We start from the raw sequence: 15738 nt of genomic DNA, 5'->3' as shown, positions 1-15738 counted from the left end.
CTCGAGACACATAAAGAAGGCCTAACTATCACTTCTCCGATCAGAGACAAAATGGATCGAGGCCGAAGTGTAGATGCAAAAGCAATTGACCGGTTCTTTGACGCGCATCAAGGAAGCCATCGCCAGTGAATGCAATTCATAGCGCGTCCAAATCGCTTGAGTGAAAGGCGCGTCCAATGTCCTATAAGTCCATAATAGCGAATCTCGCGGTCGACGCGCCCCCTGCTGCCATTGTGAAAGTAGGTATCGAACTCGCAGAGCGTTTTGGCGCCCATCTCATTGGTCTGGCGGCGGCGGATGTTCCGCCTCTGGTCGCGACAGGCGAAGGCATGGTCTACGAAGGCGAGGTCATGCAGATTCAGCGAACCGAAATCGAAAAGCGTATTGCCGAACTGCGTGCCGAGTTCGAAAGCCTGGTCCCGGCTTCGATCACAAGCGAATGGGGCCAAGCCATCTGCAGCCCGACCCGGTTCCTCAGCGTTTTCGCCCGCGCAGCCGACCTTGTCGTGACCGGTGCGTCGGGAGACGACGTGTTTCGCGCCGCCGATGTTGGCAGCCTGGCGCTCGGCATCGGCCGGCCAGTCCTAGTCATCGGAAACAACGTCGAACACCTTCGCGCTAACACGGTCCTGGTTGCCTGGAAAGATACCAGGGAGGCGCGCCGGGCGGTGGCGGATGCCTTGCCCTTTTTGGCCAAGGCCAATGAGGTTGTCGTCGCCACGATCGCCAGCAACGGCGACGACAGCGTTCGTGACAGCCTCGCCGATGTGGCGGTCTATCTTGAGCACCATGGCATTATGGCCCAGACGGAACTGATCATCGGTGAAGTCGACGGCGAGCAGTTGTTGACATTCGCACGCTCGATCCAAGCCGATATGATCGTCTCAGGCGCCTATGGCCATAGCCGCCTGCGCGAATGGGCGTTTGGTGGCGTCACCCGTACGCTGATTGAAGAGACCAGCATCAACCGTTTCCTGTCATATTGATGGAATCGAATATCGTGTCTCCGAGCGTGGACCAGGAATCCGTCACGGCGGCCGCAAGTCCCTATTGGTCGATCACCAGCGATGAGCTCGTGAGACGCTTGGCGACGTCCGCCACGTCTGGGCTGGCAGGATCCGAGGCCGCCTCTCGGCTCGTCAGATACGGCGCAAATATGCCGGCGTTGAAGCCAGGCGCGTCGGCGCTTACCGTGTTTGTTCGCCAGTTCCGCAGCCCACTCGTCCTGATCCTGATCTTCGCAGCCATCGTTTCGGCCTTCGTCGGCGAAGGTCAGGAGGCCGCAATCATCGGGGCGATCGTGCTGGCAAGTTGCGTTCTCAGCTTCACCCAGGAATATGGGGCGTCGCGAGCGACAGAGGCTCTTAAACAGCGTATCTCACGCAAGGCTATCGTGCTGCGCGACGGCCTCGAATCCTCCGTTTCTGCTGAAGAAATTGTGCCGGGCGATCTCATCCGGCTGTCGGCCGGAAACCTCATACCCGCCGATGGTATCATCCTCGAGGCGCTGGATTTCAACGTCAGCGAGGCGGTGCTGACCGGCGAAACCTTCCCCGTCTTGAAGGCGGCGGGGCGATCAGACCCCGATGCGCCCGTCGCCCAACGCAACAATGCGGTGTTTACCGGCACATCCGTGCGCAGCGGCACTGCAACCGTACTTGCGGCCGCGACCGGCGCCCACACCGAATTCGCCTCCATCGCAGCGGCATTGGAGCGACAAATCCCGGAAACGGGTTTTGCCCGGGGTATCAGATTGTTTGGCTATCTGATGACCGAGATCATGCTGGCGATCGTCATCATGGTGTTTTTTGCAAATCTGATGCTGCATCGTCCGCTGATTGAATCGCTGTTGTTTTCGCTGGCTCTCGCGGTCGGCCTCACCCCGGAGCTGCTCCCGGCCATTATCAGCGTAACGCTTGCTCGTGGCGCCCGCGCCATGGCTGCCAACGGAGTCATCGTGCGCCGCCTCGATGCCATCGAGAATCTCGGCAGCATGGATCTGCTGTGCACCGATAAGACAGGTACGCTGACGAAAGGTGTAATCCACCTCGATGGATGGTTCGATGTCGATGGTAATCCGTCTGAGGAGATCCTGCTTTGGGCTCGTCTCAACGCCACCCTACAGACCGGACTGAAGAATCCGCTCGATGAGGCCATTGCGGGGGGTGGGAGCGCTTCATTGGGTGCTTTCACCAAGGTTGACGAACTGCCTTACGATTTCATTCGCAAGCGCCTCTCCGTTGTTGTGCGAAGCAAGGACGGTGGCGACCTCCTGATCACGAAAGGCGCGGTACAGAACGTCCTCGAAACCTGCAGCTTCGTCGGCACAGCGAAAGGCCTGGAACCTCTCGAAGACGCTCACCGCGCGGCGATCGACAAGATATTTCGGCGCTGGAGCGCGGAGGGATATCGCGTCCTGGGGATAGCGACGCGTCGATTCGAAGGCTGCGGTCCCTACAGCAGGAAGGATGAGGTCGATCTCGCTTTCGCCGGTTTTCTGCTTTTCCTCGACCCGCCCAAGGAAGGCGTAAAGAACACGCTTGCCGAACTCGCCCACCGGGGCATCGCGGTGAAGGTCATTACGGGCGACAATCGCTACGTTGCCGCCCATCTTGCCCAAGCTGTCGGCTTGCGCAGCGATCGGATCTTGACCGGGGAGGAGCTGTCGAAGCTGACTAAGAGCGCTCTCTTTGCCGGAGTGCAGGACACCGATCTCTTCGTCGAGATCGATCCCAACCAGAAAGAACGCATCATCCAGGCCTTACGGAGCAGAGGCCATGTCGTTGGCTATCTTGGTAACGGTATCAACGATGCGCCCGCGCTTCATGAGGCCGACATCGGTGTCTCCGTCGACAGCGCATGCGATGTCGCGCGCGAGGCGGCCGATATCATCCTCCTCAAGCAGGATCTCGGCGTACTGGTGCGGGGCGTCGACGACGGCCGCAAGACGTTCGCTAACACCATGAAATATATCTCGATCACCACCAGCGCCAATTTCGGCAACATGATCAGTATGGCCGTCGCTTCGCTGTTCCTGCCTTTCCTGCCGCTTCTGGCAAAGCAGATCCTGCTCAACAATTTCCTTTCCGACGTTCCCTCACTCGCCATCGCCAGTGACAATGTCGATCAAGACCAACTGCGACGGCCTCGCCACTGGGACATCAGCTTCGTGCGGCGGTTCATGATCAGCTTTGGCCTTGTGAGCTCGTTGTTCGACTTCGCAACCTTCGCCTTCCTGCTTTTGTTCGCTCACGCAACGGCGTCGACATTCCAGACCGCCTGGTTCGTCGAATCCTTGTTGACGGAACTCGCCATTGTGCTCGTCGTGCGCACGCACGGAGCTTTCTGGGCGAGCCGCCCGAGCCCGTTGCTTGCATGGCTCACGCTAGCCGTCGGAATTGTCGCGATCGCGATCCCTTATCTGCCGTTCGCGGCATGGTTCGGCTTCGTGCCTCTGCCGCTACCGGTGCTGGCCGGACTTGCCTCCATCACTGCGCTCTACCTATTGGCATCGGAGGCGACAAAGCGCTGGTTCTTTGATCGTGACGGGAGAGGGTACAAGTCGAGTTTGGCGACGCTTCGCAAAAACACGACAACGCTGGGGTCTCATTACTGAATTGCCCGCACCTATGTGATCGTGGCGCGGCGCCCCTCAGGAACCAAATCGTGCTGAAGGGGGCCAACATCACCTTTTCCGTGACGGACAAACAGACAGACGTCAAAGTACACGGCATTCGTCCTGACCTCTCCGAGAGGGCAGGGCATGATCCCCGAGGGCGGCTTCGGCCCCGCCGCGGGTGTCGTTGTTGCGGAGAGCGTGCTGGCCAAACATGACGAGCGCTATATACCCCAAGGACGTGGCCGAGGGCCTCAAGGACAGGGGGGCGTTTGGCAGGAGAGCAGAAACAACCAGCAGCTGGTGCTGATACGGCGCTTGCTTTTGTGGCCAGACGAGCAATAAAAAACGGATGCGCCCAGCGGACTTTTGCGCTGCTCCAGTGCCGTGGCAAGAAGACTACGAAACCAGGATCACGGAGACCGGATCTGCGCAAAACAGATTGTCTTCGACGAACCTGACGCCTGCGACATTTTCAGCGGCGACGATGGCTGCCTGGCGCTCGCGTTCGTCGAAAATGGCGCCGCTGAGTTTCGCCACGCCCTTGTCCACCATCACGTTGATCAGGGCTTTGCCGGCCCATTTCTGCTTCGCAAGCTCGGCAATGATGCTCTGTCGTATCCGTTGGTCATCGATCGCTGTGGGCTCGGCATCCGGAAGGAGGCTGAGCAATGCCCGCACAATATCAGAGCGGGTAATAATGCCGACGACTCTCCTACTTTTCACGATCGGGATGCGTTTAACGTGGTGGTGCATCATGAGATCGACGATCTCGGCGAGTGACGCGGCAGGAGATGCAGTGACGACGCTGTCGGACATCACCTCTTCGATCCGTCGACCATTGGCCCGGACATATTCGTCGGCGGCTTTTCCGGGGCTGACCAGAAGCTCCAGCCAGCGCGAGCGCTTCTGTTGCGTGCCCAGTTCTCCTCGCTGCAGGAAATCGCCTTCGCTGACAATCCCCACCAGCGTGCCATCGCCACTAATGACAGGGAGGCCGCTGATCTTTTTGGACAGCATCAGCCCGGCCACCTCGGCGATCGAGGCAGACGGGTCCGTGCAGATGACTGGCTTGCTCATTATGGCTTCGGCTTGCATGGTCGCTCTCCGGAGATATTTCCATTCCCCAGCTTCCTAGATGCCGCATGAGCGATGGGCCTTGATCTGAATCATTTTACCCTCGAGACAAATGACCCAAGCTGGGGCTGCAAATAACCGGGCGCGTGCCAGTCAACCAGCAATCGTGGTCTTGGCGACGTTCACGCCAAGTTCGTAGACAAGCAGCCCACCATAATAGGCCGTCGCCGTGACCAGAATTGCTCCGCCAATTTCAATCAGAGGAATAGCAATGGTCAGTAGCCGCAGTTCACGATTCCGCACCCAAAGGCCGAGCCTCACAAGGCCCCAGATCAGAAACGCGAACGCTGTGATGCCTCCCAGGCTCTCGTGGATCTCCGCTATGTCACTGCTGAAGCCGGCCGCTTCGGCATGATCGAGGGCAAGTCCGCCATAGAACCAGGTTCCAATGGCGAAAGCCCCGGCTGCGAGGGCGATAAAAGTCGAAATCGTCCCCGCGCCAGAACGCTTGGTTACCGTGTTGCCACGGGCGAGCGCCACAAGGTCGATCACTACCAGTGTGTAGATGAGGACAATGGGAAAATGCACGAGCATGGGATGAATATGCTGGACTGGAATCATGACAAGAAGATCTCCGGAGTGGCAAAGAGATGGCGCGGCGATAGAATGGGCAAGTTTCGGCGATAGGGCAGTTGATCAGCGGGCGCTCGGCTCAATGGCAGGGCATAAGCTTTTCGATATTAGTCGCCGTCCCCCTGGCCGTCCTCGTCAGTGCTGCTGAAAACAGCTTTACTGGAAGCATAACTGTCGCCGCATTCGTGGTCATCGCCAACGCCCTTGATCGCCTTGAGACCGGTGGCATCTTGCATGGGAATGGCCTCCAGATCGATTGGGCCGGCAGGGGCAATTGAGGATGACGCTCCGCATGAACCTTCTTCAGATTCAGCGGCTGCCGGCAGGGCAAAGGTCGAGAAGCATCCGAGTGCTACGAGTAAGAACAGGGAATTACGCATGGTTTCGACATCCTTTTTTCTGCGCGGCCATGATTGGCCCGAGGAGGCCCTGATAGGGAACCTTTGCTTGCTGGCAGCTGTGGATGGTTGACAGCAAATTGAAAGCTTCGACGTGCGACATGCCTCGCTCATGATGGTCAACCTAACGCGCCTCGCAATGCTGGGCCTGGCCGGGCTTGTCCTGGCCCAGCCACTCGCCGCGCGCGCTGACGAGGACGATGATGGCGATCATGACAGGGCGCGGGACCTCTACGAACACGGCGAGATAAAGGGCCTTTCCAATATCCTCGATATTGTTCGCGCGCAGGCTCCAGGCGACATCGTCGCGGTTGACCTCATCCGCAAGGCCAACAAATGGGTCTACCGATTCCAAGTCGTCGGCGCCGATGGCCGGCGAAAGACTGTCGATGTTGACGCCGGTGCCGGTGTCATCATGCGCGAAGGGGAGGGGGACTGATGAAGATCCTCCTGGCCGAGGACGAGCCCCGTATCGCCGCCGATATCGCGATAGCCCTTAAGGCATCCGGTATGGCGGTCGACATCGTTCGCGATGGAGAGGCTGCCTGGTTCGCAGGCGATGTAGAAAACTACGATGCTGCGATCCTGGACCTCGGGTTGCCGAAGCTCGATGGTCTGACGGTCTTGAAGCGCTGGCGGGCCAATGAGCGCAGGTTTCCGGTTCTCATCCTGACCGCAAGAGGCACGTGGACCGAACGCGTGGACGGCATCAATTCCGGTGCTGACGACTACCTTCCCAAGCCTTTCGAGATGGAAGAACTGCTCGCCCGATTGCGGGCAATCCTGCGGCGCTCGGCCGGGCAGTCGGCACCCATATTGAAGTCCGGGCTGTTGCTTCTGGATACTCGCCAGATGCGTATCTCGCTCCGTGGCGTTCCCGTTTCCCTGTCGCCGCTGGAGTACCGGCTCCTGGCATTTCTGATGCACCATGCCGGCCGAGTGGTGGCGCCGACCGAACTTGCTGAGCATCTCTACGATTCAGGGAACGACCGCGATCCGAACACGATCGAGGTGATCGTCGCGCGCTTGCGTCGCAAGCTTGGGAGTGGCGTCATCGAAACGCGGCGCGGCTTCGGGTATCTGATGCCCGATGATCCTGCCTGATGGGCAACTCGATCCGCTTCAGGCTGTGGCTGGCGGCAACGATCTCGATTCTTGTCGCGCTCGCCATAGCCGGCGCCGGCTTGCGCTATTTGTTCGAACTTCACGTCGAGCGGCGCGTTGTGGGCGAGCTGACGGTCGACCTCAATGAGTTGATCGGCGCAACGAGCTTCACAAGTGACGGTCACTTGGTGGTGGCCCCGGTGCTCACCGACCCGCGCTTCGCCAATCCGCTGTCCGGTTACTACTGGCAGGTCGAAGACGTCGCCACCGGCGGTCTCGAACGCTCGCGATCTTTGTGGGACGCCAAGCTGGTCCTGCCTGCCCGCAGCGCAAGTGGCGAGATGCGTACGGTAGAGGAGTTCACGGGTCCTGGGGGAGAACTCAGCATTGCGGTCGAGCGTACAATCATCGACGCTGGAGATCGGTCCTTTCGCGCCATCGTGGCGGAAGACCATCGCACCGTTGAGATATCTGTAAGCGAATATGTTCGTGACCTCGCTCCGGCTCTCTTGATGTTCGCCGCAGTTCTCATGGCCGCGTTTTTCATCCAGATCACGATCGGTCTCGCACCTCTGGAGACCTTGCGGGCCGCCGTCGGAAGCGTGATTGCGCAGCGAACGACACGGCTCGATGTGGTGGCACCGAGCGAAGTGCAGCCGCTCGCTGACGAAATCAATCGTCTTCTCAATGCCCAGGAGAAGGCTCTTGCTCGGGCCCGTTCGCGCGCCACCGATCTGGCGCACGGCCTCAAGACGCCGCTACAGGTCCTGTCGGCTGACATCCGTGCCTTGCGCAAGAAAGGCGAGACGGATCTGGCCGACGAGATCGAGAAGAGCGCAGGAGCTATCCGGCGCCATGTCGAGCGGGAGCTCGCGCGCGCCCGCCTCGCGCCCGGCGTTTCCGGCGAGGCATCCTGCCGGGTATCGGAGGTCGCGGCCGGCGTCATTGCCGTCGTCAAGCGTACGCCAACTGGCAGGCAGCTTTCGTTCAAGATGGATGTCGCGGAGGATCTGACTGCGCCAATCGACGAAGGCGACCTGTCTGAAATTTTGGGCAATTTGATCGAGAACGCGGCACGCTACGCGAAATCGTCGATCCGCATCGATGCATCGGCCACAACCGCCGAGGTGATCGTCACCGTCACCGATGATGGCCCGGGTATACCGGATGCCGATCGGGAAACCGCTCTGTTCCGTGGTGTCCAGCTCGACAGCAAGGGCGGCAGCAGCGGTCTTGGCCTGGCCATCGTTTCCGACATCGTCGAAGCCTATGGGGGACGCCTTGCCATGGCTAACGCCGATCCGGGCCTGGCGGTGACCATTTCCTTGCCGCGGCATAGTTGAGCGTGCTCAGGCAAAACCCGGGAAGTAGTCGACCTTTATCTTCGAACGGCGCACGCCCATGACCAGCAGCTTCTGGCGCAGGGCCTTGACCATCGCCTGCGGACCGGAAATGTAGAAAGTGCGCTCGAGGTAGTCGGGTGTGGCCAGACGTATCAGGCGCTCGTCGATGTTGCCGGGATACTGGCCGCGCTCAGCACCTTTCGCCACAGCATGGATCGTCTTGATTCCCAGTTCCTGCTTGGCCGCGTCAAGCACATCGTGATAGGCGATGTCCTGCTGGCCTTCGGTTCCGTAGAGGATGACGATCGGTCGCTGCTCTTTACGGTCGATGAGATATTGCAGCATCGAGCGGAACGGCGTGATGCCGATCCCTCCGGCCAGGAACGCGATCTTGGTTTCACGTCGGGCCGGCAGCGTGAAATTGCCGGCCAGTTGCGCGGCGTGGATCGTGCTGCCTGGCTTCATCGTCATCAATTCGCGCTTGAAGGCGCTCGATTGCGGATAGAACTTGACGCCGAGGCGGACGGTTTCCTCAGTCGGAGCCGAGGCGACCGTGAAATAGCGGCGGTTGCCGCGATTGTCGGCGCGATCGAGGCCAAGCGTCCATTCGAGATACTGGCCGGCCTCGAAGGCGAGCTTGCGCGGCGACCGGAATACGAAGTCAAAGCTGTCGACCGCCGACTGCTCGATGCGTTCAAGAGTCAGCACGAAGCGTCCTTTGGGGCCTGCCGCATAGGCAAACAGGTTGCCGGCAATCAATGCCAATTCCGGCGTGAAATAGAACGAGCCGATATGGATGTTGGGAGCAAGCAGAAAGCCGACGATGGCGGCAAAGGCGATACGCGGCCAACGCATCGTCGGCGCGGTCAGCGGCTCGGTCAGCATCACGAAGGCAAAGAACAGCAGAGGCGACGAACCCAGTGTCTCGGCAAGCGCGGTCCAGTATTGCGATGGATCGCTGGTTGCCAGAATGGTGGCCAGCGCCACGACAACAAAGGTCGAGACAAGATCAAGCCGGCGCAGTTTGCGGACAATGAGCCTGCCGCCGAAGAGCACGAGCGGCAGCAGCGGCAGATTGCCACCAACCCACCAGGTGGCTGGTTGGTCGAGCAGCAGCGCGGACAGCGCCACGCCCAGCGCAGCCGGATTGAAAAGATGCTTCCGGCCGATGGCGAGAATGAACTTGGATGATATCGCCCAGATGGACGCGAATGCCACCGCCGCGATCCCGTTGATGTCCGTGACCGCAACCGGATTGAGGATAAGCGCCAGGATGAGCGCGGTGATGTAGACGGACTCGTTGTTGGCCGGGACTGCAAAGATCCGCGCAAAAACCTTGTTGGTAATCCAGCAGGCCGCCAGCGCCAAAGCCGTCGTGAAGGCGAGTGCAAGCGGGTCATGTGGCACCAGCTTGACGAAGCCGAGCACGAACGCCGCGCTGAGCAACGTGATCAGATAGTAGAGGACCAGCCGATACATGGTCAGGTGATCGAGAAATCGGTCGATGGCTTTGATCATGGCTGGCAAAGGGCTCCGAACCCGGTTGTCGGCGTGGCGCGGCCGTTGACGTCGATGAGATAGCCTTCCAGGCCTGCCGTCTGCTCGATAAAGAGAATGCCGTCGCGGCCCATGGCGAAGGCAGCGGTGGCGAACCGGTCGGCGTCGAGCACGTCGGCGCCGATGACGGTCAGGCTGACGATGTCCTGGATTGGGCCACCACTTCCGCGCGGGTTGTAGATGTGTTGACCCCGGACATAGGTTCCGGAGGTCGCCACACCGCGACGGCGGGGATAGACGACCTTTACGATCTCGTCCGCGTTGAAGGGATTGCGGATGCCGACGCTCCAGTCTTGGCCCCGGGCATTCTTGCCGCAGGACTGGATATCGCCGCCCGCTTCGATGAAGAAATCGCTGATGCCGGCCCGTTGAACGATGCCTGCCGCATTGCGGATTGCCCAGCCCTTGACGATGCCGGAAGGATCGAGCGATCCGTCGGGCTTGCGAATATCGAAGTATCCGTCCGTCTCGTCTCTCGTCTGTCTGGCGAGAGCGAGCACTTCCATCATCTCGCCGCTCCAATCGGCGACCGGAACGTCGCCACGGTTGATGGCCGCGATCTCACTGTCGGCCCGGTATGTGCTGAAACGCCGGTCGATATACTCGAAATAGCCGAAGACCGTGTCGATCAACTCACCGCTCGACGCGCCACCGATGTCGACCGTTATGGGCATGCCCATCAAGATTCGCGTGTCGCGCATGGACCTATGACGACGCTTTCTTCAACGCGCCGCGCAGCGACTGGATGAAAGCCCTGCTGGTTAGCGTCGCGCCCGAAATAATGTCGACATTGGCGCTTTGGGCGCTGATCGCTTCGTCGCGCAGCATGGGCAGCGCTTGCCTGTTGATGTTGATGGAGGTGCGGCGGTCGGATGGGTATTTCAGCACTTTCAGCGCGGTAAGCTGCCCGCCCTGTACCAGGGCCTGAATCTGAATGAGGCCGTAGTAGGCATCGGCCGTGGGGCCGGTGTAGACGCCGTCGGCATAGATCTTCATGCCCACTCGGATGACACGTGCCGGCGCATCCCGATATGCTGGCCTCGGCTGCGGGACTGGTATGTAGACGGCGGGAGTTACGGCGAATGAAGGTACCGATGGCGCAGGATCGGAGGCGGCCGGAGCCAGTGCCTGCTCCAGTGGCGCTCGCGACGGTTGTGGTGCCACCTGAACCACTGTTTGCTTGACCGGATCATTTGGCCGTTCGGCGGGCGTTGCTATGCCAGCCGTCGTCTCCGGGGCAATCGGGAACCTTGTTCTGAACCGGGGCTCGACGGGCGCCGGCAAGGTCCGAAGCAGCGGCAAAGTCGCAAAGGGTGCTGGCTCTTTTGGCTGCGCTGAAGGCGCTTCGGCTGCGTCGGCCGGCAGCCCTTCGCCGAGCATATCGTTTGCAGGATCCTTGCCGGCCTGATCCCAGACATAAGCGCCCGAGGCGGCGATCACGAAAAGTGACAAGGCAATCTGTTTCATCGGATGTGTTTCCACGTTGAATCTCGCAGGGCGGGCTATCCGGTCCGCTTGGAAGGCAATATCCCACGACCAAGCTGACAACTGGCTGTCAGCCTAGGCCGAGCTGCGAGGTGCCGTTAAAGCTCATGGTAGGGACGGCAAATTGATTTGTCCTGGATCAACATGGTCGCATAAGCAGCGAGGTAGGAAGGTTCTCAAGCGAGGTAGCTGCCTATGACTGTTGCCAACGAGCCGGCGAGTTACACCGGAATCCAGATAGTGCTGCATTGGACAATCGCGGTGCTAGTCGTCCTGCAGCTTGTAATCGGCGAGGACATCAAGCCGGCTTACCGGGCGTTCTCACGCGGCGCCGAGCCTGCGGCTGGCGACGTCTTCAACGCGAACATTCATGTCTATGTCGGGCTGGCCGTTCTGGTGCTGGCGATCTGGCGGCTCGCGGTCCGTCTACGGCATGGCGTGCCTGCGGCGCCGCCTGAAGAAAGCGTCCTGTTGAAGCGGATTGCCGCAGTCGCCCATTTCCTGTTGTATCTTTTCATTTTCGGGATGCCGATTACCGGGGCGCTGGCATGGTACTTCAGCTTTAGAGCGATGGGGGAGATTCACGAACTCGCCAAGCCGGTGATCATCATTGTCGTCGGCCTCCATGCCGCAGCAGCGCTGTGGCAACATTTCTATGTGAAATCGGATGTGCTGGTCAGGATGCTGCGACCTGCCGGACGGCGCGCGCCGTGATGTCATGAGCCGGCTGCACAAAGAAAACCACCTTATATCCCGCGTCGGCTGGTTGCGCGCCGCAGTGCTCGGCGCCAATGACGGCATTGTGTCGACGGCTAGCCTCATCGTTGGCGTGGCGGCGGCCGATGCCGCGGCCTCCAATGTTCTGGTTGCCGGCGTAGCCGGACTAGTCGCCGGCGCGATGTCGATGGCGGCCGGCGAGTATGTCTCGGTCAGTTCGCAGTCCGATACCGAACAAGCCGACCTTGCGCGTGAGAAAGGGGAACTGTCGACGCAGCCAGATTCCGAGCGACAGGAGCTTGCGGAGATCTATGTCAAACGTGGATTGGAGCCAACGCTTGCCTTTCAGGTCGCCGACCAATTGATGGCGAAGGACGCGCTTGGCGCCCACGCTCGTGACGAACTCGGTATTTCAGAGGTGACGACGGCTAGACCGATCCAAGCTGCGCTGTCGTCTGCGGCTGCATTTTCGGTTGGCGCGGCCATGCCATTGGCGATGGCACTTGTTTCGCCGGCCGCCTGGCTTGCCGCAACGGTGTCTGTTGCCTCGCTCTTGTTCCTGGCAGTGCTGGGTGCCATTGGGGCCAAGGCCGGCGGCGCCAATGTGCTGAGGGCAACAGTCCGTGTCACATTCTGGGGTGCGTTTGCCATGGCGCTGACGGCCGGCATCGGTGCCGTCGTTGGTACTGCCGCCATCTGAGCCAGTGTGCGATTCTTGATTTCGTCGACGGCGCGAGCCGAGACCCTCAAGGTCCAGCCATCTGTCGGCGCCAAGCGGCATGGACCCGCCTCGGCACTGCATACCGGCGGCTGTTCGAACGGGGCTGAGAGTTCTGCAAATTCGCTGAGAGAGGGCGGTTTAGCCGCCGCGTCTCTCTGTAAGCCTCTGATATTTATTGAGAAACTGGTAGCGGGAGAGGGACTTGAACCCCCGACCCCAGGATTATGATTCCCGTGCTCTAACCAACTGAGCTACCCCGCCAGGGCGGCGAAAGGCCCGAAATCCGCCTTAGATGGAAAGGCATTTCGAGGCTTTCGCCAAGGTCGCGCGGATATAAGGTTGGGAGGGCGAGCCTGTCAAGCTTCGAAGCATTCCATATCGCCGCATATTCTCGTTGCCGAAAAAAGCTTTGCCGCGCCGAATTTGGTTGCAGCCGCCGGGGTTGAGTTCGAAGGGGCACGTCGCTATGTCTCGGCCACGAGTTTTTAGAGTTTGAAACAGATGAAGCCGCGCATTGCAGTCCTCGGTTGCGGATACTGGGGCAGCAACCATATCCGCACCCTCAAGGCACTCGGCGCGCTGCACGCGGTCTCGGACGCCAACCGTGCCCGTGCCGAAGGTTTTGCCAGCGAACAGGATTGCCTGGCGATCGAGCCCGACCAGCTGTTCGTCCGCGACGACATCGACGCCATCGTCATGGCCTTGCCGCCGCAGTTCCATGCCGACCTTTCCGTGCGCGCCGCCGAAAGCGGCAAGGATTTGCTGGTGGAGAAGCCGATCGCGCTGACGGTCGCGGATGCCGAGCGCTCGGTGCAGGCGGCCAAGGACAATGGCCGCGTCTTCATGGTGGGACATGTCCTGCGTTTCCACCCCGCCTTCGAGACGCTGAAGGGACTGATCGACAAGGGCGAACTCGGCGAGGTCCGCTATATCCACTCGCACCGGCTCGGCCTCGGCAAGTTCCACACCGAGAACGATGCGCTGTGGGACCTGGCGCCGCACGATCTGTCGATGATCCTGGCCATCACCGGCACCGAGCCGATCGAGGTGCGCGGCGAGGGGGCGGCCCTGCTCGACAACCTCAGCGACTTCGCGCATCTGCACATGCGCTTTCCCAACGGCCTGCGCAGCCACCTCTTCGCGTCACGGCTCAACCCCTATCGCGAGCGGCGGCTGACCGTGGTCGGCACCAAGGCGATGGCGGTGTTCGACGATGTCGAGCCATGGGAGCGCAAGCTTGCCGTCTACCGTCACGCGGTGTGGCAGGACAGCGGCCAATGGGCGTTCACCACCAATGAGCCGTCCTATGTCGCGGTCGCGCAAGGCATGCCGCTGACGCGCGAACTTGAGCATTTCATCCAGTGCATCGAGACGCGGGCCGAGCCACGCACCAGCGGCGAGGAAGCGATCAGGGTGCTGCGCATCCTAACGGCGGGAACGGTCACCCACACCAAGTCCTGAGAGACCGTTTGGAAATTCTACTCTGGCGGCCATCTGACGGCGTTTTCTGCGCTTCCGGTGCTCACGGACCCAAATGTCCGCTGCGCTCCGGTTCTCGAAATCACCACCATATGACTCGCCAGAGCGAATTTCGAAACGGTCTCGGAGGGTAGAGTTTACTCGGCCGGAATCTGGGCCGGCCTTGCGGCAAGCCGGCTCAGCATCGCCTCGGCCTCGGCGCCGCGCTCCGAGCGCTCGATGAAGCCGCCGCCGAAGACGCGGGCCTCGTTGCCGTCGTCGGAATAGAGCACGCAGGCCTGTCCTGGCGCGATGCCGGACTCGCCGTCGGCCAATTCGACCGAAGTCACACCTGCCTCGTGGCGCAGCACCGCAGGGCGCGGCGGCCTGGTCGAGCGGACCTTGGCGAACAGCTCGATGCCGCCTGCGGGAATATCGGTGAGCCGCCCGTCGCCAAGCCAGTTCATGTTGCGCAGGTAGATCTTGTGCGTCTCCAGCGCCTCGCGGGGGCCGACCACGACGCGGGCCCGTTCGGCGTCGAGATGGACGACATAGAGCGGCTCGCCAGACGCGATGCCGATGCCGCGGCGCTGGCCGATCGTGTAGCGCAGGATGCCTTCATGGCGGCCAAGCACGCGGCCGTCGATGTGCACGATGTCGCCCGGATTGGCGGCTGAAGGCTTCAGCTTGGCGATGATGTCGGAATATTTGCCCTGCGGCACGAAGCAGATGTCCTGGCTGTCCTGCTTGGCCGCGACCGTCAGCCCCATCTCCTCGGCAATGGCGCGAACCTGCGGCTTCGACAGGCCGCCGAGCGGAAATCTGAGATAGTCGATCTGCGCCTGGGTGGTGGCGAACAGGAAATAGCTCTGGTCGCGGTCGGCATCGACCGGCCGGTAGAGCGCGCGATGGGCGCCGTTGGCGCCGGAGCGGATGTAGTGACCGGTGGCCAGCGCATCGGCGCCCAGCTCCTTGGCGGTGGCCAGAAGATCGGCGAACTTCACTGTCTGGTTGCAGGAGACGCAAGGGATGGGCGTCTCGCCGGCGACGTAGCTCTCGGCGAACGGGTCGATGACCGCCTTGCGGAACCGTTCCTCGTAATCGAGCACGTAGTGGGGAATGCCGAGCGTCTCGGAGACCCGGCGGGCATCGTCGATATCCTGTCCGGCGCAGCATGAACCGGCCCGGTGCGTCGCCGCGCCATGATCGTAGAGCTGCAAGGTGACGCCGACGACGTCATAACCCTCGCGCTTCAGCAGGCCGGCGACCACGGACGAATCCACGCCGCCCGACATGGCGACGACGATGCGGGTGTTTTCGGGACGTCCGGGAAGATCGAGACTGTTCATGGTGCTTTCATTCTGCGCGGCACCTGAATGCCAATGTCGAGAATATAGGTCAAGCTTTCCGGCGGCGCCAGCTTGCAGGCCAATTCACGGGCCAATTCACGGCTTGTGGCCGATCCGCCACCAGGCGGATTTTCCCGGCCAATTCAGGCTTCCAGCCAGATATTTCAAATGCCGGCGAAAAGACTAACGCGGCGTTCACGATCCTTACCTAGTCATTAGGGTCTGCTTAGGCAATTTTTAAAGCTGTGGCGGTAACGTGGCGGGGATTGGGTCTTTGAGT

Annotated in this window: 15 protein-coding genes and 1 tRNA gene; 8 read left to right on the top strand and 8 right to left on the bottom strand. The window is 60.8% G+C overall.

Translation table 11 applies throughout. The features are described 5' to 3' along the window. Window positions 1-176: 176 nt before the first annotated feature. The gene (locus tag X741_RS144195) at window positions 177-986 is read left to right on the top strand and encodes a universal stress protein (RefSeq protein WP_023779510.1); all 810 of its coding nucleotides are present in this window, start codon (window positions 177-179) and stop codon (window positions 984-986) included. Further along, the gene (mgtA, locus tag X741_RS144200) at window positions 986-3616 is read left to right on the top strand and encodes a magnesium-translocating P-type ATPase (RefSeq protein ID WP_023779509.1); all 2631 of its coding nucleotides are present in this window, start codon (window positions 986-988) and stop codon (window positions 3614-3616) included. Before X741_RS144195 ends, mgtA begins: the two co-directional genes overlap by 1 nt. Window positions 3617-4015: 399 nt before the next feature. Here the strand turns inward: mgtA and X741_RS144205 are convergent, their stop codons facing one another. The 3 genes from X741_RS144205 to X741_RS1000000169990 form a co-directional block, all read right to left on the bottom strand. Beyond that, a complete protein-coding gene (locus X741_RS144205) occupies window positions 4016-4714 on the bottom strand; it encodes a CBS domain-containing protein (RefSeq protein ID WP_023779507.1) in 699 nt (232 codons plus the stop codon). A 132-nt stretch (window positions 4715-4846) separates the two neighbouring features. Further along, window positions 4847-5314 carry a DUF2231 domain-containing protein gene (locus X741_RS144210; RefSeq protein ID WP_023765270.1) on the bottom strand — a complete coding sequence of 156 codons (468 nt, stop codon included), beginning with the start codon at window positions 5312-5314 and terminating at the stop codon, window positions 4847-4849. A gap of 119 nt (window positions 5315-5433) precedes the next feature. Further along, window positions 5434-5706, bottom strand: a complete 273-nt coding sequence (locus X741_RS1000000169990; RefSeq protein WP_156937935.1) for a hypothetical protein — start codon at window positions 5704-5706, stop codon at window positions 5434-5436. Between the two features lie 157 nt (window positions 5707-5863). Between X741_RS1000000169990 and X741_RS144215 the strand changes: the two genes are divergently transcribed. The 3 genes from X741_RS144215 to X741_RS144225 all read left to right on the top strand — a co-directional run bounded on the left by X741_RS144215 (window position 5864) and on the right by X741_RS144225 (window position 8171). Next, the gene (locus tag X741_RS144215) at window positions 5864-6163 is read left to right on the top strand and encodes a PepSY domain-containing protein (RefSeq protein ID WP_245264200.1); all 300 of its coding nucleotides are present in this window, start codon (window positions 5864-5866) and stop codon (window positions 6161-6163) included. Next, entirely contained in the window at window positions 6163-6828 is a 666-nt protein-coding gene (locus tag X741_RS144220) for a response regulator transcription factor (protein WP_023765273.1), read from the top strand. Before X741_RS144215 ends, X741_RS144220 begins: the two co-directional genes overlap by 1 nt. Before the next feature lie 80 nt (window positions 6829-6908). Then, window positions 6909-8171, top strand: coding sequence for a HAMP domain-containing sensor histidine kinase (locus X741_RS144225; protein ID WP_245272768.1), 1263 nt, complete (start codon window positions 6909-6911; stop codon window positions 8169-8171). A 6-nt stretch (window positions 8172-8177) separates the two neighbouring features. On the opposite strand, the gene X741_RS144230 is transcribed toward X741_RS144225, so the two are convergent. Genes X741_RS144230 through X741_RS144240 form a run of 3 tightly spaced genes read right to left on the bottom strand, consistent with a single transcriptional unit; the run spans window position 8178 to window position 11195 of the window. Next, window positions 8178-9689, bottom strand: a complete 1512-nt coding sequence (locus X741_RS144230) for an RnfABCDGE type electron transport complex subunit D (RefSeq protein WP_023779501.1) — start codon at window positions 9687-9689, stop codon at window positions 8178-8180. Next, window positions 9686-10408: an FAD:protein FMN transferase gene (locus X741_RS144235; RefSeq protein ID WP_023779500.1), complete on the bottom strand. Its 723-nt coding sequence runs from the start codon at window positions 10406-10408 to the stop codon at window positions 9686-9688. Before X741_RS144235 ends, X741_RS144230 begins: the two co-directional genes overlap by 4 nt. A 25-nt stretch (window positions 10409-10433) precedes the next feature. Continuing rightward, on the bottom strand, window positions 10434-11195 hold the full coding sequence (locus tag X741_RS144240) for an FMN-binding protein (protein ID WP_023779499.1): 762 nt from the start codon (window positions 11193-11195) through the stop codon (window positions 10434-10436). A gap of 213 nt (window positions 11196-11408) precedes the next feature. Between X741_RS144240 and X741_RS144245 the strand changes: the two genes are divergently transcribed. Together X741_RS144245 and X741_RS144250 are read left to right on the top strand one after the other, a co-directional pair. Then, window positions 11409-11927, top strand: coding sequence for a cytochrome b/b6 domain-containing protein (locus X741_RS144245; protein WP_023779498.1), 519 nt, complete (start codon window positions 11409-11411; stop codon window positions 11925-11927). A 4-nt stretch (window positions 11928-11931) separates the two neighbouring features. Then, window positions 11932-12630 carry a VIT family protein gene (locus X741_RS144250; protein ID WP_023779497.1) on the top strand — a complete coding sequence of 233 codons (699 nt, stop codon included), beginning with the start codon at window positions 11932-11934 and terminating at the stop codon, window positions 12628-12630. A gap of 205 nt (window positions 12631-12835) precedes the next feature. On the opposite strand, the gene X741_RS144255 is transcribed toward X741_RS144250, so the two are convergent. Further along, window positions 12836-12912, bottom strand: a tRNA-Met gene (locus X741_RS144255). 240 nt (window positions 12913-13152) lie between these two features. Between X741_RS144255 and X741_RS144260 the strand changes: the two genes are divergently transcribed. Then, window positions 13153-14112 (top strand): Gfo/Idh/MocA family oxidoreductase, encoded by a 960-nt coding sequence (locus tag X741_RS144260; protein WP_023765280.1) that lies wholly within the window; start codon window positions 13153-13155, stop codon window positions 14110-14112. Window positions 14113-14267: 155 nt separating this feature from the next. Here X741_RS144260 and mnmA read toward each other — a convergent pair whose 3' ends face one another. After that, window positions 14268-15458 (bottom strand): tRNA 2-thiouridine(34) synthase MnmA, encoded by a 1191-nt coding sequence (gene mnmA / locus X741_RS144265; protein WP_023765281.1) that lies wholly within the window; start codon window positions 15456-15458, stop codon window positions 14268-14270. Window positions 15459-15738: the final 280 nt, after the last annotated feature.

This window comes from Mesorhizobium sp. LNHC221B00 (assembly GCF_000502935.1).
GTDB classification, from domain to species: Bacteria; Pseudomonadota; Alphaproteobacteria; order Rhizobiales; family Rhizobiaceae; genus Mesorhizobium; species Mesorhizobium opportunistum.
The sequence above is the reverse complement of the archived record's forward strand: the minus strand, read 5'-3'. Positions and strand labels throughout refer to the sequence as shown.